At 66.8% G+C, this 17,568-nt stretch carries 16 protein-coding genes; 4 read left to right on the forward strand and 12 right to left on the reverse strand.

The genetic code is table 11. The annotated features are described in order from the left end of the window. Nucleotides 1-311: 311 nt before the first annotated feature. On the forward strand, nt 312-761 hold the full coding sequence (locus tag PXJ20_RS29855) for a CBS domain-containing protein (protein WP_017775715.1): 450 nt from the start codon (nt 312-314) through the stop codon (nt 759-761). Between the two features lie 133 nt (nt 762-894). Here the strand turns inward: PXJ20_RS29855 and arcC are convergent, their stop codons facing one another. From arcC to PXJ20_RS29890, 7 genes are all read right to left on the reverse strand, one after another. Then, nucleotides 895-1,803, reverse strand: a complete 909-nt coding sequence (arcC, locus tag PXJ20_RS29860) for a carbamate kinase (RefSeq protein WP_126877113.1) — start codon at nt 1,801-1,803, stop codon at nt 895-897. A gap of 66 nt (nt 1,804-1,869) precedes the next feature. Next, a complete protein-coding gene (argF, locus tag PXJ20_RS29865; RefSeq protein WP_017775717.1) occupies nt 1,870-2,868 on the reverse strand; it encodes an ornithine carbamoyltransferase in 999 nt (332 codons plus the stop codon). 130 nt (nt 2,869-2,998) lie between these two features. Then, entirely contained in the window at nt 2,999-4,216 is a 1,218-nt protein-coding gene (locus tag PXJ20_RS29870; protein ID WP_421032255.1) for an arginine deiminase, read from the reverse strand. 15 nt (nt 4,217-4,231) lie between these two features. Further along, nucleotides 4,232-5,722 (reverse strand): arginine-ornithine antiporter, encoded by a 1,491-nt coding sequence (arcD, locus tag PXJ20_RS29875; protein WP_026121645.1) that lies wholly within the window; start codon nt 5,720-5,722, stop codon nt 4,232-4,234. A gap of 255 nt (nt 5,723-5,977) precedes the next feature. Then, on the reverse strand, nt 5,978-6,286 hold the full coding sequence (locus PXJ20_RS29880) for a hypothetical protein (RefSeq protein ID WP_277598235.1): 309 nt from the start codon (nt 6,284-6,286) through the stop codon (nt 5,978-5,980). A gap of 187 nt (nt 6,287-6,473) precedes the next feature. Further along, nucleotides 6,474-9,539, reverse strand: a complete 3,066-nt coding sequence (locus PXJ20_RS29885; RefSeq protein ID WP_421032256.1) for an AMP-binding protein — start codon at nt 9,537-9,539, stop codon at nt 6,474-6,476. Nucleotides 9,540-9,682: 143 nt separating this feature from the next. Beyond that, a complete protein-coding gene (locus PXJ20_RS29890; RefSeq protein ID WP_421032257.1) occupies nt 9,683-10,600 on the reverse strand; it encodes a TIGR00730 family Rossman fold protein in 918 nt (305 codons plus the stop codon). Between the two features lie 16 nt (nt 10,601-10,616). Between PXJ20_RS29890 and PXJ20_RS29895 the strand changes: the two genes are divergently transcribed. Continuing rightward, on the forward strand, nt 10,617-10,856 hold the full coding sequence (locus tag PXJ20_RS29895; protein ID WP_421032258.1) for a hypothetical protein: 240 nt from the start codon (nt 10,617-10,619) through the stop codon (nt 10,854-10,856). Nucleotides 10,857-10,921: 65 nt separating this feature from the next. Beyond that, the gene (locus PXJ20_RS29900; protein WP_421032259.1) at nt 10,922-11,242 is read left to right on the forward strand and encodes a hypothetical protein; all 321 of its coding nucleotides are present in this window, start codon (nt 10,922-10,924) and stop codon (nt 11,240-11,242) included. A 128-nt stretch (nt 11,243-11,370) separates the two neighbouring features. On the opposite strand, the gene PXJ20_RS29905 is transcribed toward PXJ20_RS29900, so the two are convergent. The 3 genes from PXJ20_RS29905 to PXJ20_RS29915 form a co-directional block, all read right to left on the reverse strand. Then, complete coding sequence (locus PXJ20_RS29905; RefSeq protein ID WP_017775725.1) at nt 11,371-11,739, reverse strand: DUF3564 domain-containing protein; 369 nt, start codon at nt 11,737-11,739, stop codon at nt 11,371-11,373. Nucleotides 11,740-11,773: 34 nt separating this feature from the next. Then, nucleotides 11,774-12,148, reverse strand: coding sequence for a c-type cytochrome (locus tag PXJ20_RS29910; protein ID WP_421032260.1), 375 nt, complete (start codon nt 12,146-12,148; stop codon nt 11,774-11,776). Between the two features lie 216 nt (nt 12,149-12,364). Then, entirely contained in the window at nt 12,365-13,396 is a 1,032-nt protein-coding gene (locus tag PXJ20_RS29915; protein WP_017775727.1) for an Acg family FMN-binding oxidoreductase, read from the reverse strand. Nucleotides 13,397-13,574: 178 nt separating this feature from the next. Between PXJ20_RS29915 and PXJ20_RS29920 the strand changes: the two genes are divergently transcribed. Beyond that, on the forward strand, nt 13,575-14,561 hold the full coding sequence (locus PXJ20_RS29920) for a zinc-dependent alcohol dehydrogenase family protein (RefSeq protein WP_199541852.1): 987 nt from the start codon (nt 13,575-13,577) through the stop codon (nt 14,559-14,561). 83 nt (nt 14,562-14,644) lie between these two features. On the opposite strand, the gene PXJ20_RS29925 is transcribed toward PXJ20_RS29920, so the two are convergent. Beyond that, nucleotides 14,645-16,078, reverse strand: a complete 1,434-nt coding sequence (locus tag PXJ20_RS29925; protein ID WP_421032261.1) for a tetratricopeptide repeat protein — start codon at nt 16,076-16,078, stop codon at nt 14,645-14,647. A gap of 195 nt (nt 16,079-16,273) precedes the next feature. After that, nucleotides 16,274-17,470: an MFS transporter gene (locus PXJ20_RS29930; RefSeq protein ID WP_421032262.1), complete on the reverse strand. Its 1,197-nt coding sequence runs from the start codon at nt 17,468-17,470 to the stop codon at nt 16,274-16,276. Nucleotides 17,471-17,568: the final 98 nt, after the last annotated feature.

Genomic DNA, 17,568 nt, shown 5'->3' on the forward strand with positions numbered 1-17,568 from the left:
ATGGCATGTTCGACACCGGGCGTCAGGACGTAAGGGACGAATGCCGCAAGGGCAATCCATAGCAGAACACCGGCAACCATGTTGCTCTCCTCGAGTGAGCGACGCCGCATGACGGAAGGTCTGGGATGCGTGGAAAGCGTCGCAATAGCTTCAATTTACGAAGCGAGCCGCGGTGGCTGTTGATGGAACTCAACCCATTGGTGTGCACGCACACGAAAGCAAGACCGGGCGCGAGGGCGCACGAAAAGTTGCACGAAAGGTCGCACGAAAGCCCGGCATCAAGCGGGCAAAACGTATCCAGGAGGCGTGAAGTGAATGCAGCAACCATCTGTACCCGCGATGTCGTCACGTGCCGTCAGGACACCACGGTGCTCGAAGCGGCGCGGCTCATGCGCAATCACCACGTGGGCGATCTGATCGTGGTGGAGGAGTCGGCGTCGGGCCGCATTCCGCTCGGCGTGATTACGGACCGCGACATCGTGCTTTCCGTCGTCGCGAAAGAGGTCGATCCCGCGAAGCTCTTTGTGAGCGAGATGATGTCTACGCCCGTCGTATCGGCATACGAATGGGAAGACGAGTGGCAACTGCTGCGCCGTATGCGGCTGCATGGCGTTCGCCGCCTGCCGGTACTGGGCGACGCGGATGAACTGATCGGCATCGTCGCGTTCGACGACCTGCTCGAAGCGGCCTCGGGATTTCTCTCCGAGCTATGGCTCGTGACAGGCCGGCAATCGCACTTCGAGGAAAAGCACCGTACTTGAGGGTTTTAGGCGGCGAGTTGCGACGCGGAGATTCGAGGCGGACATGCGAGACAGAGATGCGTGGCGAGATACGGAGCGCCACGCCGCGCCCTGCATCAAGCCCCGCATCAAGCCCCGCATCAAGCCCTGAACGTTACCCCGTGACCCGCGTGCCCGCCGTGCCCTTCGCCATCTCTTCGATCCGATCCAGCGCGCCGATCACCGCAGGGCGCCCCGTCTGCGTGGCGAACGCGCAGGCCGCTTCCACCTTCGGTCCCATCGATCCCGCCGCGAACGGCATCTTGCGCAACTCCGACGCCGCGACTTCGCGTAGCGCACGCTCGCGCGGCGTGTGCCAGTCGAGGTAGACGGCGTCCACGTCCGTGGCGATCAGCAGCAGGTCGGCTTCGAGCTGCTGGGCGAGCAGGCTGCTGCACAGATCCTTGTCGATCACGGCTTCCACACCCGTGAGCCCCTTGCCGTCCGGCGCGGTGGCCACCGGAATGCCGCCGCCGCCCGCGGCGATCACTACCGTGTCGTGCGCGAGCAGCCAGCGAATCGGGTCGATCTCCACGATACGCTGCGGTTTCGGCGACGCCACCACGCGCCTGAAGCCGGCGCCGTCCGGCGCAATGGACCAGCGGTTGCGAATGGCGAGCCGTTCGGCGTCCTCCTTCGGGTACACCGGGCCGATCGGCTTGGTGGGATGGCCGAACGCCGGGTCTTCGGGGTCCACCTCCACGCGCGTGAGCAGCGTGGCCACCGCGCGCTCGCGCGGCAGCGCATTCGCCAGCTCCTGTTCGAGCAGATAGCCGATCATGCCTTCAGACTCGGCATCGAGCACGTCGAGCGGCGTGGCCGAGGCGTTGCCGCCCGCTGCCGACTGCAGCGCGAGCATGCCGACCTGCGGCCCGTTGCCGTGCGCGACCACCAGCTGATTGCCGGCGGCGAGCTTCGCGATCTGCGACGCCGCGCGCCGCGTATTGGCGATCTGGTTCGGAATGGTGAGCGGCTCCGAGCGTTTGAGCAGCGCGTTGCCGCCAAGGGCGACGAGAATTCGCATGAGGATTCCTTCGTTGGCTTGTGCTCGCCGGCGCGCCACGCCTTCGCGTGGCACGCCGGCGCCGTGCTAGGCGAGGGTGGCGACGAGCACGGCCTTGATCGTATGCATGCGGTTTTCCGCCTGCGAAAACACGATGGACGCTTCGGACTCGAACACCTCGTCGGTCACTTCGAGTTCCGTGAGGCCGTACTTTTCGTGGACCTGGCGCGCCGTTTCCGTTTCGAGGTTGTGATACGACGGCAGGCAGTGCATGAAGCGCGCACGCGGCTTGCCGGTGGCGCGCATCAAAGCCGAGTTCACCTGATAGGGCTTGAGCAGCGCGATGCGCTCGCCCCAGGCATCCACGGGTTCGCCCATGGAAACCCACACGTCCGTGTAGACGAAATCCGTACCCTTGACCGCTTCGGCCGGATCTTCGAGCAGTTGCACGCGCGCGCCCGTGGTTTGAGCCAGCTCGCGCATCTGTGCGACGAGATGCTCTTCGGGCCACAGCGCGCGCGGCGCGGCGATACGCACGTCCATGCCCATCTGCACGCCGCCTATCAGAAGCGAGTTGCCCATGTTGAAGCGGGCGTCGCCGAGGTAGCAGAACGACATGGTGTCCAACGGACGTTCGCCGAACTCTTCCATGGTGAGCAGATCGGCCAGCACCTGGGTGGGGTGGAATTCGTCGGTGAGGCCGTTCCACACCGGCACGTGCGAATACTGCGCGAGGTCTTCCACCGCGGTTTGATGGAAGCCGCGGTATTCGATGCCGTCATAAAGGCGGCCCAGCACGCGCGCCGTGTCCTTCAGCGATTCCTTGCGGCCCAGTTGCGAGCCGGCCGAATCGATATACGTGACGTGACCGCCCTGGTCGTGCACCGCGACTTCGAACGCGCAGCGCGTGCGCGTGGAGGTCTTCTCGAAGATGAGCGCGATGTTCTTGCCGTTCAGGCGCGGCACTTCGTTGCCCGCGTACTTCGCGCGCTTGAGTTCAGCGGCGAGGTCGAGCAGAAAACGGATGTCGCGTGGGCTGAAGTCCTGCATGTTGAGCAGGCTTCGATTGCGAAGATTGAATGCCATGGTGTCGGTTTCCTTGAGCCTGGTGGGGCGTCTTGAAGAGGCCGGCGCACAACGTTTCCGTAACGAACGACAACGAACGTGCGAGGTGACGTGCGAGGTGCGACGTGAACCGTGCGCCGGCCGCGTGAAGTCAGATGGGGTCGCGCTCGATGGGGCAGGTCATGCAATGGCCGCCGCCGCGCCCGCGGCCCAGTTCGCCGCTCGGAATGGTGATGACTTCCACGCCGGCCTTGCGCAGCAGCGTGTTGGTGTAGACGTTGCGGTTGTAGGCCACCACCACGCCGGGTGCGAGCGCGATCACGTTGTTGCCGTCGTCCCATTGCTCGCGTTCGGCTTCCCACTCGTCGCCGCCGGTGGCCACCGTGCGCAGCTTGGGCACGCCGATGGCGCCGGCCACCACGTCGAGGAACGGCGCGGTTTCAGCGCGCACGTCGAGTTCGCCTTCGCGGTCGCCGGGGCGCAGGCTGATGGTGTGAATGCTGTTCACCACTTCCGGGAAGATCGTGACGAGATCGTGGTCGCAGAACGTGAACACGGTGTCCAGATGCATGGCGCCGCGCGAGCGCGGCAGTTGTGCCGCGATCACGCGCTTTACGCCCTGCTGCGCGAAGAGGGCGCGCGCAAGCTGCGCCACGCCTTGCGGCGAACTGCGCTCGCCCATGCCGATGGCCACCACTTCGGGCGAGAGCGGCATCACGTCGCCGCCTTCTATCGTGGCGCCGCCGTGGTCCACGTCGGGGTCGCCCCACCAGACGCGCGGGCCGCCTTCGAAGAGCGGATGGAAGCGGTAGATCGCGGTGGTGAGCAGCGTTTCCTGCCGGCGCGCGGGCCAGTACATGGAGCCGAGCACGACGCCGTTGTTGATCCAGCAGCTGTTGTCGCGCGTGAAGAGCGCGTTGGGCAGCGGCGGCACCACGAAGCCCGCATGATCCAGACACTCCGCGGTGATGCCGGCCGGGCGGAACGGCAGCTCGGCCTTCACGATGCCGCCGATCAGACGCGTGGCGAGTTCATCGGCCTTCATCTCGTCGAGCCAGGGGCGCAGTTGCGCCGCGAGTTCGCCGTCCATCTGCCCGGCCGCAAGCTTGCGCGACAGAATCCATTCGCGCGCTTCGGGGTTGCGCACCACGTCGGCGAGCAGGTCGTGCGTGTCGAACACTTCGACGCCGCGCTCCTGCATCGCGCTCACGAATGCGTAGTGGTCGTTCTTGGCCTGGGTGACCCACAGCACGTCGTCGAACAGCAGGTCACGGCAGTTGGCCGGGGTGAGCCGGGCCTGGGCCAGGCCCGGACGGCAGACGATCACCTTGCGCAGCCTGCCGGTTTCGGAATAGACGCCAGATATCACGATGTGTTCTCCGCGTTACAGACTGAGGCTGCCGGTGGCGAGCAGCCACGCGGCGGCAATGGCGAGACCGACGATGGCAGCGAGAATCACCGCTTCGAACGGCTGGAAGATGCGCGCTTTCTGCTCGCGCTTGGCCCACGCATAGAGCACCACGCCCGGCGCATAAAGCAGCGCGCTCAGCAGCAGGTATTTGAGGCCCGCCGCATAGAGCAGCCAGCAGCAATACACCACGGCCAGCGCCCCGATTCCGATGTCGCGATACCGCGCGCTTTCGCCCGCGGTGTAGCCGTCGCCCTTCACCGCGATCAGCGCCGCATAGACGGCGGAGAACAGATACGGCACGAGGATCATCGACGTGGCGAGCGAGATCAGCGCGAGGTACGTCGCGTTGGAAACCAGCGTGACGATGAGGAACAACTGCACGAGCCCGTTGGTGACCCACAGCGCGTTCGCGGGCACGCCGTGCTCGTTCTCGCGCTTGAGGAACGCGGGCATCACGCCGCCGCCTGCGGGGGTGAACAGCGTTTCGGCGGCAAGCAGCGTCCAGGCGAGCAGCGCGCCGCCCACCGAAACCAGCAGGCCGATGTTGACGAGCACCGCGCCCCAGGTACCCACTACCTTCTGGAGCACGCCGGCCATCGATGGGTTCTTCATGCCCGCCAGCTCGGGCTGCGAGACGATGCCGAGCGAGAGCAGCGAAACGCCCATCAGCAGCGCCAGCACGACCACAAAACCCAGCACGGTCGCGCGGCCCACGTCCGAGCGCTGCTGCGCGCGCGCCGAATACACGCTCGCGCCTTCAATGCCGATGAACACCCACACGGTAATGAGCATCGTGCTCTTCACCTGATCGAGCACGCCGGGCAGCTTCGGGTTACCCCAGAAGCCCGCGGAAAACTCCTGCGCGTGAAACGCCGCAGCCGCAATGGCGATGAAGAGCACGAGCGGCACGATCTTCGTGACGGTGGTCACGGCGTTGAGCACGGCTGCGCTGCGCACGCCGCGCAGGATCACGAAGTGCATGATCCACAACGCGACCGAGGCACCCACGATGGCCGCGCGCGTATTGCCCTCGCCGAAGATCGGAAAGAAGTAGCCGAGCGTACCGAACACGATCACGAGGTAGCCGACGTTGCCTATCCACGCGCTGACCCAGTAGCCCCACGCGGAGTTGAAGCCGACGAAGTCGCCGGCGCTGGCGCGCGCATACGCATAGATGCCGTTGTCGAGCTGAGGCTTGCGCAGCGCGAGCGTCTGGTAGACGAAGGCGAGCATCAGCATGCCGGCGCCGGTGATGAGCCAGCCGATCAGCACGGCGCCGGCGCCCGCGCCCGATGCCATGTTTTGAGGCAGCGAGAACACGCCGCTACCGATCATCGAACCCACGACAAGCGCGGTCAGCAGACCGAGTTTGAGACGTTGGGGGGACGTTGTGCTTGAAGAAACAGGCGGCACGGGCGCCGCGCCAGGCGGTGTGCCATGCAGGTGACGAGCCAGGGGTTTCATGAGAGGTACTCCAGTGGGGAGACGTCTCATTAAGTCATGCGAAACCGGGGCGGCGTTTGATGTGGATCAGTCAGGGTTAGTCGGGATGACCGATTCGGGATGCGGCGTGATGAACCACTGCGGAGCTATTGCGCGCGGCGGTGTACGAGACATGCCGTGTGCATTTAGATGCCTTTTTTATGGTGCTTTTGTGTCGCGCGAGGAGGAAGAGGAGGAAGAGGCGGCGAGCAGGCGCAGCATTGCGCCCGACCGCTTTCAGGCCGGCGCCTGCTCCACCAGCATGTCGCGCAACGCAGCGGCAAACCGCTGCAACGAAGCCACGGACCCGGCCACGCTCTGATACTTCTCGCGGCCAATCTGTCCGTCGAGCGTGACGAGCATGCCCGCTTCGCGAGCAAGCGCGAGCAGCGTATCGGCCTCGGCGCAGACATCGGCGCTTGAAGGCTGCGGCTGGGCATGTTCCTGCGTGCGTGGCTCGCCAGCGTATGGCGTACCGCGGCGCTCCGGTTCGGGATAGACAGCGCCGGCATCGCTGTAGCGGGCAACGGACATGGCGTAGGACATGGCAGGTCTCCTTGGCCGCGTAGGGGAACGCCGGGCAACGTCAATGGAGCGAGGCGCATTGGAGGCGTTGCAGGCGGTGCGGCGAAAACGTTCTTTCCATGAACCCAGTATCGGATAGCGCGTGCGCCACCGAAATCAGACCGTGCTGAACTTCGCGTAGGGGATCGCCGACGCCTTCAGCATTTCCCTACACGACGGGCGGCGTCTGCGGCGCGCCAACGGCGAGCGCCGGTTCGCCGCAGTGCAAAAGAATGGCGGCGCGGGTGCTGTCGCGTAGTTGCGTCATGGCGGCAAAGTCGCGGCCTTCGGGCCAGATGGGCGGCATCACCGTGACGGTGACGGACCCGGCGCGCGGAATCCATTCGCCGTCGCGCATCGCAGCACGCATGCCGTTGAGCGCGACGGGCACCACGGGCCGCTGCGCGAGGCACGCGGCGCGAAACGCGCCCAGATGAAACTCGCGCAAGCCCGCTGCGCGCGTGAAGGTGCCTTCGGGAAAGAACAGCAGCGTGTCGTGCCCCGGTGCGGTTGCGCTTTCGACGAGCTTCGCCTCGTCTTCCAGGCTGCGCCGGTAGTCTGTCCGTTCCACGAAACGTGTGCCGAGCGCGCGCAGCAGGCGTCCCGCAAAGGGGCGCGTCGCGAACTCGCGTTTGGCCACGAAGTTCACGGGCGGGGGCAACACAGTGGGCAGCACGGCGAGCAGCACCACGGCATCGAGATAGCTTGCGTGATTGGCCGCGAGAATAGGACGAACCGCTGTGGTTTTCGCGCCGCCTGCATGAAGTTCGGTTTCGGGTTCGCCCTTGATGTTCACATCAGCGCTCACCTCAACGCTCACCTCAACGCTCACCTCAACGCTCACCTCAACGCTCACATCGAGACCCGCTACGCGCAGGAACAGCCGGCAGGCGCCCGAGGCGATACGCCAGTTGCGCGGCACGTTCCGGCTGAACGCGATGGCGAACCAGACGGGCGGCGCGAGCAGCGCGAAGGCGATCCAGCAGTAGAGGCCGCGCGCGGTGCGCGCAACGCGTTGCACCGCGCGACGCCAGAGCGGCGCGAGGCTGGCTGCGGCGATATCGGCGAGTTGCCGCCACACGCGGTGTTCGGGCAGCCGTTTGCCGTGTCGCTCGTAGCATTCCAGCGTCGCCGCGTGGCGAATCTTGCCGCCCGGCGTCTTCAAGATGCTGTGCGGCGCGACGAAACCGATTTCCTCGGGCGGCGCGCCGTATAGCGCGATGGCCGCGGCGTTGATCCGCGCCTGCAGCGCGGCGTGATCGGTTCCCGTAGCGGTATCGGCAGGCGAAGGCGCTGCGGTCTCCACGACGATGACCACGCGTTCGGTGCCGCTGCGCGTATCCGTGCTGCCGCAGACGGCCACGCCGCCCGGCACGACGCCGGGCAGCCGGCCGATTGCGTCTTCCAGTTCGTAGGGAAAGAAGTGGCGTCCGCCGCGAATGATCATGTCCTTCACGCGACCCGTGATGAACAGCTCCGCGTGGGCCAGGTAGCCGAGGTCGCCCGTATCGAGCCAGCCGTCGCGGATCAGCCGCGCCGTCTGCGCCGGGTTGCGATAGTAGCCGCGCGTAGCCGACGTGCCGCGAAACTCGATGCGCCCTACGCGCCGCTCGGGCAGTTCGAGCCCGTCGTCGCCGACGATGCGCAACGCCGTTCCGTCGAGCACCGTGCCGCAGCTCACGAGTTCGAGCGCATTCGCATCTGCGAAGCGGGAGGGCACCGCGATGCCCCGAGCGTTGAGCGGCTCGCGCTCGATCCGGTCCACACTCAAGCCGCGCCCCGGCTGCGGGAAGGTCAGGCCGAGGGTGTTTTCGGCGAGTCCGTAGACGGGCGTGATGGTGGTCTCGCGCAACCCGAATGGAGCGAGACGCTCGGCGAAGGCGCGCATGGTGGCCGGACTCACGGGCTCGGCGCCGCAGAATGCATAGCGCAGTGACGAGAGGTCGAGCCCTTCCAGATCGCGCTCGGGCAGTTGATGCGCGCAGCGCTCGTAGGCGAAATTCGGTGCGGCGGTGATCGTGCCGCGATAGCGCGCAATCATGGCGAGCCATCGCTGAGGCCGCGCGAGGAACGTGAGCGGCGAGGTCACGATGAACGGCAGGCCGTAGTAGAGCGGCGCCATCCACGCGCCGATCAGTCCCATGTCGTGATAGAGCGGCAACCAGCTCACGAGCACGTCGTCGGCGTCCACGCGCATGCGCGTGCCCATGGCGCGGAGGTTGGCGAGCAGGTTCGCGTGCGTGAGCACGACGCCCTTCGGGTCGCCCGTGCTGCCGGAGGTGTACTGGAGCAGCGCGATGTCGTCGGGCGAGGCGGCGGCTGGCGCTTCGAATGGCCGCGGCACGATCTGCGCTGGCGTGACGACGTGCTGGAGCGTTGCTACGCGAATGCGCAGCAGCCGTGCGACGGTGGCGACCTCTTCGAATGCGATCAACACCTTGACTTGGGCGTTGACGAGGATCGCGGCGTGCCGCTGCACATGCTCTTCGATCTGCGCGAGGCTCGCGGGCGGATAGACAGGCACGGGAATCGCGCCGCACATCAGCACGGCCATGAACGAGACGAAGTAGTCGCAGCCGGTGGCGAGCATCAGCGCAACGGTGTCGCCGGGGTCGACGCCGAGCGCGCGCAGGCCGCCTGCCATGTCGCGCGCCCGGCGGTCGAGTTCGCCGTAGGTGAGCGGCGTTTCCGTGAGGCCGTCTTCGAGCACGATCAGGTGCGTGCGCTCGGGGTGACGCCCGGCGTGCCAGGCGAGGGCGGCGGTGAGGGTGAGGGCGTCGGCGGGTTCGTCGAGAGCGGGCTTCGCCGGGGTGATCTGCGGCGTGGCGGGTGCAACGGCGACGATATGCGGTTCAGCGGGTGTTGCCTGCGTGGCGGCGTTCGGTGCTGCGGTTGTGGGTGTGGCTATGGCTGCGCTCGCCGCTTGCAGGGCACGCAGTACGTCGGCAGGCGTGAGCGCCGACGCGAACGTCTCCACCGGCAGCGGCGTATTGAAGGTCTGTTCGATGCGCGTGAGCAGTTCGGCGCGCGCGAGGCTGTCGAAGCCGAGGTCGCGTTCGAACTGCGTATCGAGGCGAATGCGGCCTCGCACGTGAGCTTCGCCGCGCAGTTCGCCGGCAAGCTGGTCGATTACGTCGGCTAGCTGTGAGAACTGCCGTGCAAGCTGAGGTGAGCACCGCGGTGCTTCAGTCGCCGCGTCGGGCGATTGTCGTGATGGAGCCGGGACCTCGTCCATCGCAGCCTCCTTGTGGTGTTGGCGCTCGCATGGGTAAGTCACGTGGACCATGCGCGTGCACCCCTTCATGCGGTCGCTTCATGTGGCCGCTTTATGTGGCCGCTATATGCCGCCTGTTCGTGCCGTCGCTTGACGTTGCCGCTTCATGTTGCCGCCTCGTGCCAGCGCATGATGGCGGCCCAGATGTCGGCGGCTGTTTCGCAGAAGACGAACAGCTTCGTGTCGGCCTCCGAGATCATGCCTTCGTCCACGAGGAAGTCGAAGTTGACGACGCTACGCCAGTACGCCTCGCCCACGAGCACGACGGGCAGCGGCTGGATCTTGCCGGTCTGCAGCAGCGTGAGCACTTCGAAGAGTTCGTCGCAGGTGCCGTAGCCGCCGGGGAAAAAGACGCCCGCCTTCGCGCGCTCGAGCAGATGCAGCTTGCGGATCGCGAAGTAGTGGAAGCGAAAGCACAGATCCGGCGTGACGTAGGGGTTGGGGTATTGCTCCCTCGGCAGCGAGATGTTGAGGCCGATGCTGGGCGCGTGCTGCTCGAAGGCGCCGCGATTGGCGGCTTCCATGATGCCGGGCCCGCCGCCCGTGATGATGGCGAGCTTGGGTAGCACCGAACTGCCCGCGGTACTGCCCACGAGTTCGCCCAGTTCGCGCGCCACGTCGTAGTAGTGGCTGCGCGCGAGCAGGCGCTCGGCGACTTTCACGGCGCGCGCCTGTTCGGCGTCATCCGGTTGCGCCGACGCCGCCGCGCGCGCCTCGGCAAGCCGGCGCCGCGCGACGGCGGGCGCCGCAATGCGCGTGCTGCCGTACACCACGACCGTGTGCTCGATGGCCTGCTGCTGGAGGCGCTGCTCGGTCTTCCAGTAGTCGAGCTGCAACCGCACGCCGCACATTTCGGGGCTTTGCAGGAAGGCGGCGTCTTCGTCGGCTTGCAGATACGTGGGGCTCGTCACGAGCCGGCGCACGCGCGCCGGCAGCCCGAGCGGCAGCGCGTGGGCATCCACTGTGCTCGCCGCACGCCGGTTGGACGCAGCGGGCGCGGAACTAAGGCGCTTCTTCAACATGAGCTTTTCAAGGTTCGTGGCCGGCGCCGATGCCGGCGGCGAATTCCACGATACGAGGCATCCGTTGCGCGCGATTGATCGTCGTCAAGGGCTCACCGCATGCACGTGGGCGCGCGTGCTGCGCGCACGCATGGCGCTGCGGGCGTTCCCTGCGCGCATTCGCCTGCTTGACGCATATCAACGGGAAAAGCGCGTGAGCGGCAATGATGTCTACAACGCTCAACCGTTCGATCCAATGCTTGAACGGCCTTCATGAGCAGTCTTCATGAGCAGCCCTCATGAGCAGCAACAGAGCGCCGCATCGGATGGCGGGAGGTAACCATGGGAATCGGCATGCAGATCGTCTATCTCGGCTTTGCTGGATCGGCACAGATAGAAGCAGAGGCCGGTGCCCAGCTCGTGCGCCTTTTTCGCTTTGCGAGCGGGCTTGCGGGCTGCCACCTCGCCATCGAACTCATGCGTTCGAACGGCGATCGCGATCATCCACGCTACGACGCGCGGCTCGATCTGATTACGCCTTCCCACGAACTGAAGCCCGTGCGCCCTTGCACGAGCGACGATCCCAATACGGCGGTCAGGCAGGCTTTCGACGAAGCCGAGAAGCAACTGGAGCAGTTGGAGTTGGACTCGGGGAAGCGGTAGCGCCGCGCCGGCGTGCGACAGAGCGGCAACGCGAAGGGGCGGTTAGCCCCTCTCCATCCGATTCGCCGCTTGATGTAACAACAGGACTAACGACAGGCGTAATGACAGGAGGTGAAAGATAGCGACAGTCAGACCGGCCCTGCGAACAGGCCGCTTTCCGGCGCTGTCTTCATCTCGTCGACGCATTGCACGTGCCAGTGGCCGCTCACGGCCGGGTGATGCGAATGCCGGTGCCACAGCACGCGCCCGGTTTCGCCTTCGAACGGACCATTCGCCGCGCCCAGATCGAGCCCTTCGAGTTCGCAGAGCACGCGCTCTGTCGCAGGGTCTGCGATGCGCGTGGTGCCGTCTGTCGTGGCCAGGTTCCCCCACTCGGGAAGATGCATGCCGGCGTGCCCTTCGCGCGACCACTTGCGCGCCTCGTTGTCGAGCCAGAGGATCGCGTAGACCGCGGGATCGGTGCTGTCGAACGTGTCGAGATGGATGGTGATGCGCATGGCGTTTTCTCCAGTGGTGGGGCGTGCAGTGCGCCTACTGCGTCATGACCCATTGGATCAGCGTATGGGCGTCCTCGGGCGAAAGCGGACCGCCGCGCTCGGGCGGCAGCGGCATCGGCGTGTCGCCCCAATGGGCGCGGCCGCCCAGGCGCAGCTTCTGTTCGAGCATCACGGTGGCGTCGGGCACCTTGCGATAGCGTTCGGCGATCTGATGAAACGAAGGCGCGAGAAACGGCGAGTCCGACGTATGGCAGAACATGCAGTGCTGCTGATCGATCAGCTCAGTGGGTTCGGCCATACGCTTCGTTTGCTGCGCGTGCGCCGCGCCGCTGCCGGCGAGCCCTGCCAGACCCGCAAAGCCCGCGAGCAACGCCGCGCAAGCGCTCATGTTCTTGTATGTGGCCTTCATGTCTCATGCTCCTCAATGACGCTCGATTCCGGATCCAGTCTAAAAGGGACGCCGGTTCAGTCATTGATGCGCGTCAAGGCGGTTGTGGCGCGGCGAAGGCGCGCGTTGGAGCCGGCCTGAAGGTGCCTGGCGCCGGCCCCAACCTGACAGCGAGCCGGCCTTGATCCAACATAGAGCCGACACTGAGCCGGCAAGCCGCGACGTTGCGCGATGCCCTTACGACACCACGTCGGCAAGCGGCCGCCGCGGTGCGTGCACGGCATCGGGTCCGCGGCCGATGCGCAGCAACAACTGCGGCGTGGACGTCGTGCCGAGCGCCGCCCGCAGCCGCTCGCGCAACTCCGGCGTTTCGATGGGCTGGTTCAGATACGACGCGGTGTAGCCCTCGTGGACCGCGGTCAGCAGCAGGCGTTCGAGCGCCTGGCCCGTGGCGAGCCACGCTTCGGCGTTGTCGGCGCCGGTGGAGAGGGCTACGAGGAGCGGCGAGCCTTCCACGAGCCGGTGATGCGCCGCGGCCATGCCGCCGCCCACGTCGAAGGTGCGAATCACCGAGGTCAAGAGCGGCGCCGCGACGTCGAGCAGCGCGGGCACGCCCGCCGCATAGGCCGGCATGCCGTCGTCGCTGCGGCGCGGATGCACCCAGCTCGCCAGTTCGCGGCGAAAGCGCGCGTCCGCGAACTGAACGCGGTCGGCATCGGCGATGAGTTCGGCAATGCGCTCGCGTTCCGCGGGGGCGTCGATGCACGCGACGTCCGCACCCTCGGCCGCGCCGGCTTCGATCAAACGGCGCTGCGCGGCGGGCGGGACCGGTTCGTCGGCGAACGCGGCGCGCGTCGTCATGCGTCGCACGATGGCGGGAAAGAGCGCCTCGAGCGAGGCATCGCGATGGCCGCCGGGCACGATGCGCACGTGGGCCAGCACGTCGGGGTCGGCATGCGACGGAAACACCGTGATCGCGTAAGCGAGGCCGAAGTGCTGCAGCGCCACGCGCAGATTGAAGAGCGCCGCGCCGCAACTGATGATGAGTTCGCGGTCGAAGGGATCCACGACGGGCAGCGCGCGCAGGCGGTCGGCGCATAGCGTCACCGCGTCGCGGTCCACGATGAAGCGCCAGGGCTGCGTGTTGTGGCTCGACGGCGCGAGCACTGCGTACTGGAGCGCGAAGCGCACCTTTTCTTCGACGCTGGCGGACGGTGCGAGCCGTTGTTCGTCGACATCCCACGCGGCGGAACGCGTAACATGGTCCATCTTGCGGCCTCCCTCGGCTGATACGGAAGATGAGCGGAACGTGCGGAATCTTCGCAATGAGTGCAACGAGCGGAATGCGAAGCCGCCGCATGCATGCAGGCACCGCGCCGCCATTCGATTTATCGTCGCAGCGCGCGGTGGGGGCGGAGTTGATGCAGGTCAGCGAAGGAGAGACAGCGTGCGCGCGATGGTATTCGACGGCTCAGGACCGTATCTCAAGGAAATGTCGTTGCCCGACCCGGTGCCCGAAGCCGGGCAACTGCTGATCGACATCCACGCGTGCGGCGTGTGCCGTACCGACCTGCACGTTGTCGATGGCGAGCTCACCGAACCGAAACGGCCCGTCATTCCGGGCCACGAAATCGTGGGCACCGTGGCCGCGTTGGGCGAGGGCGTAACGGGCTTCGCCGTGGGCGACCGCGTGGGCGTGCCGTGGGTTGGGCACACCTGCGGACATTGCCGCTATTGCCTCGCGCACCGCGAGAACCTCTGCGACGATCCGCGCTTCACGGGCTATACGCTCGACGGCGGCTATGCCGAGCGCACCGTCGCCGACAGCCGCTACTGTTTCCATCTACCCGAGCGTTACAGCGACGTCGAAGCCGCGCCGCTTCTCTGCGCGGGACTGATCGGCTATCGCACGTTGAGCATGGCGGGCGACGCGCAACGTATCGGCATCTACGGCTTCGGCGCGGCGGCGCACATCGTCGCGCAGGTGGTGCGCCATCAAGGCCGCGAAGTCTATGCGTTCACGCGCAGCGGCGACGCTGCCGCCCAGGGGCTCGCGCAGCGTCTGGGGGCCGTATGGACGGGTGGCAGCGAGGAGACGCCGCCCGCACCGCTCGACGCCGCGCTGATCTTCGCGCCCGTGGGCGCACTCGTCCCGCTCGCGTTGCAAGCGGTGGTGAAGGGCGGCACGGTGGTCTGCGGCGGCATCCATATGAGCGACATCCCGTCGTTTCCCTACGCGTTCCTGTGGGGCGAGCGGCGTGTGGTGTCGGTGGCGAATCTCACGCGCGAAGACGGCCAGGCCTTCATGCGCATTGCCGGCGCAGTGCCGCTCGCCATCGAGACAACGCCGTACGCGCTAACGGACGCAAACCGGGCACTGGACGATTTGAGAGCGGGGCGCGTTTCGGGAGCGGCGGTGCTGGTGATGAGGTGAGCGTGGCAGGCGCGGCCTGCTTCGCTTAAAAACTCGATAGCCGCGGCAAGCTCGATGGGCCGGGCACCGCGCTGAACTTGCAGTCAAACGCCCTCGGGATGAGACGCCGCCGCATACCCCGCGGCAGCATCCAGGCACGCCGCGGCGATCTGTTCGACCACGGGTGTCCACTGTCCCGGCTCCGCTTGCCGGAACAAGCGCATCGTTCGCGGATACCAGGGCGAATCCGTTCGCCCGCGCACCCATCGCCAGTCGAGCCCCAGCGCCGGAAGCATGACCCAGCACGGCTTGCCCAACGAACCGGCAAGATGCGCGACCGCGGTGTCTACGCTGATCACCAGATCGAGCTGCGCGATGAGCGCCGCACTATCGGCGAAATCGGTGATGTCCGGTGCGGCATCGAGCACGAAGGGGCCGCCCTCGAGCGCGCTCACCTCGGCTTCCCCTTGCCCCTTCTGCAAACTCACGAAGCTGACGCCCGGCACGTTCAGCAACGGCCGCAACGTTTCGAGCGAGGGCAGGGACCGGTTGCGATCATTGCCGTGACCGGCGTGGCCTTTCCAGACGAGGCCGATTTTGAGTCCCTTCAGCGGCGCCACCCGAGCCCGCCATGTCTCGACGAGCGCCGCATCCGGCTGCAGGTACGCGGCGGCGGGAATGGACCCGAGCGTGGTACCGGCAAGGTGCGCGATGCTGAGCGGCAACGTCCAGTAGTCGTGCGGGGCGCGCGCAAGATCGGAATGGCCATCGACCACTGCGTCGATCCCCGGCAGGTTGCGGAACAACCGGTGCAGCGCCGGCGCGCAGGCGAGCGTGATCCACGCCGCGCCGCGCGCTTTCAGCAACGAGAGATAGCGCCCGAACTGGATCATGTCGCCGAAGCCCTGTTCCTGCCAGACGAGCACGGCCTTGCCTTGCAGCGATTGCCCCTGCCATTGCCCGTAGGCAACGCCGGGCGGCACCGCGGTCCGGTCCGTCAAAGCGGCGTCGTAGCGGGCTTCGAACAGCGGCCAGCCTTCTTCGAACCGGCCGAGGCTCAACAGCAGCGCGCCGAGCTTGCACCGGGCGTCGGCGTAGTGGGGGTCGATTGCGAGCGCTTTCCGGTAGGTGGCTTCCGCTTCCTGCAAGCGCTCCAGTTCGACGAGCACCGTCCCGAGACTGTGAAGCAGAGCCGGATGATCGGGAAACAGCGAAAGGGCCTGGCGGCAGGCGGCCTCGGCATCCGACAAGCGGCTGCACGTCTTCAGCAAGGCACACAGATTGTGGTGCGCCTCGAGGTAGTCGGGGCGCACCGCCAGCGCCGCGCGGTAGCACGTCTGCGCCTCGGCAGATCGACCGAGACCATGCAGCAGCACGCCCAGGTTGTAATGCGCTTGAGCGCAGTGCGGGTCGGCTTCGATCGCCATCCGCCAATAGCGTTCGGCATCGAGCTTGTGATCCAGATGCAATGCACAAGCCGCGGCCAGATTCAACGCTTGCGCCCGCTCAGCGCCATCGGGCACGCCCGCTTCGAGCACCGGCTCGAGTGCGCTCAACGCCGCAGCTACGTTGCCGCTTGAATAAAGCGAGACCGCCGCCTGGTATCGGTCGGCGCCCGAGGGCAGATTCGATTGTGCGGGGTCCATCGATGGTCTCGTTGTGTGCGTCGAACGTGATGGATCGGGATTCTACGCAGTTTCGCCATCAGGCCGCCGCACGAACTGCGCCTCGTCTCACCTGCGCCTGCCTACCCCCAACGCCACCCCGACCAGACCCACCGAAACCGCCGCAAAAATCCCGTCCGCCCAGAGGTGCCCTACGTACCTCGACAGCACCGCCACGCCCACCGCCGGCAGCGAATTGCCGCTATAGCAGCACAACAGATACGCCGACAGCAGTTCAGCGCGATGCTCCGGCGGCGCGATGCGGTTGACCTCCTGGAGGCTGCCGCGAAATCCGTAGGCGGAGGCGATCCCGCAGAGGGCGGTCGCCCCGATCAGCACCGCGATCGATCCGGCCACCTGCGCCCACAGCAGCAGCGCGAGGCTCGGCGGGAGCAGCCACAAGCCGGCGAACATCGTGGCACGGGCCGTGAGCGTGGGCGTCAGGACGACTGTGGCCGCGCCCACTGCAAACAGTTCGGCCACCACGGCGCCGCTGAGTGCGGGGCTATGCACGTGCATGCTGTTCGCGAGCAGGTTGGGCAGCAGCGCGGCGTAGAAGCCGAGCAGCGCGAAGGTGGCGAACGCCGTGACAGCGGGCGCCACGAACGCGGCGCGCGCTTGCCCAGGCACGCCGATACGGGGCCTGAAAGACAGCGGCTGGCTGGCGTGCGTCGAGTGCTCGACGGTCTCGCGCGTGCGCAGGGTGAGCGCGGCGGTCACGAACAGGATCAGCAGGTAGACCCCGTAGACGGTGCGCAGCGGCCACGGCGCGAATTGCGCGAGCAGGCCCGCCACCGCCACGCCACCGGCGAGACCGGCCAGGTTGACGGCTGCGGCGAGCCGGCTCGCTGGCGCCTTGTCTTTGGCCGAGTGCAGGTCGGCGATCCACGCGGTTGCCGTCGCCGCGCCCACGCCGATGGCGAGGCCGCTCGCGGCCCGCGCGATGAAAAGCAGCGCGGGATGGATGGCCAGCAGGAACAGCAGCGCACTCGTGCCGCCCACGGCGAGCACCAGCAGGCTCACGGGCCGCCGGCCGGCCTGGTCGGACACGCGTCCCATTGCGAGCAGCGCGCCCAGATTGCCCACCACATACGTCGCATAGACGAGCGTGATGGTCAGGTCGGACAAGCCGAATGCGCGCTGATAAAGCGGGTAGAGCGGCGTGACGAGGGTACTGCCGGCATAGAGCGTGCCGAGCAGCACGGCGGCCGCGACGAGCGATGCGTGACCGCTCAGCGCCGCGGGCTGCGAGAGGCGTGCGTGCATGGCGTCCTCCGCGGTGTAGATACCCCGACGAAGGCAGCAAGGCCTGTTCCGCCGCGGCGCGTCAGGCCTGTAGCTGGCGCGGTATGGCCCCGTGGGCG

The organism is Paraburkholderia sp. A1RI_3L (assembly GCF_048957895.1).
GTDB lineage: Bacteria > Pseudomonadota > Gammaproteobacteria > Burkholderiales > Burkholderiaceae > Paraburkholderia > Paraburkholderia kururiensis.

Coding starts and splice junctions, on each gene's coding strand:
- arcC (WP_126877113.1), bottom strand. CDS start 1,803: ATGCGAATTCTCGTCGCCCTTGGCGGCAACGCGCTGCTCAAACGCTCG.
- argF (WP_017775717.1), bottom strand. CDS start 2,868: ATGGCATTCAATCTTCGCAATCGAAGCCTGCTCAACATGCAGGACTTC.
- arcD (WP_026121645.1), bottom strand. CDS start 5,722: ATGAAACCCCTGGCTCGTCACCTGCATGGCACACCGCCTGGCGCGGCG.
- PXJ20_RS29880 (WP_277598235.1), bottom strand. CDS start 6,286: ATGTCCTACGCCATGTCCGTTGCCCGCTACAGCGATGCCGGCGCTGTC.
- PXJ20_RS29885 (WP_421032256.1), bottom strand. CDS start 9,539: ATGGACGAGGTCCCGGCTCCATCACGACAATCGCCCGACGCGGCGACT.
- PXJ20_RS29890 (WP_421032257.1), bottom strand. CDS start 10,600: ATGTTGAAGAAGCGCCTTAGTTCCGCGCCCGCTGCGTCCAACCGGCGT.
- PXJ20_RS29900 (WP_421032259.1), top strand. CDS start 10,922: ATGGGAATCGGCATGCAGATCGTCTATCTCGGCTTTGCTGGATCGGCA.
- PXJ20_RS29905 (WP_017775725.1), bottom strand. CDS start 11,739: ATGCGCATCACCATCCATCTCGACACGTTCGACAGCACCGATCCCGCG.
- PXJ20_RS29910 (WP_421032260.1), bottom strand. CDS start 12,148: ATGAAGGCCACATACAAGAACATGAGCGCTTGCGCGGCGTTGCTCGCG.
- PXJ20_RS29915 (WP_017775727.1), bottom strand. CDS start 13,396: ATGGACCATGTTACGCGTTCCGCCGCGTGGGATGTCGACGAACAACGG.
- PXJ20_RS29930 (WP_421032262.1), bottom strand. CDS start 17,470: ATGCACGCACGCCTCTCGCAGCCCGCGGCGCTGAGCGGTCACGCATCG.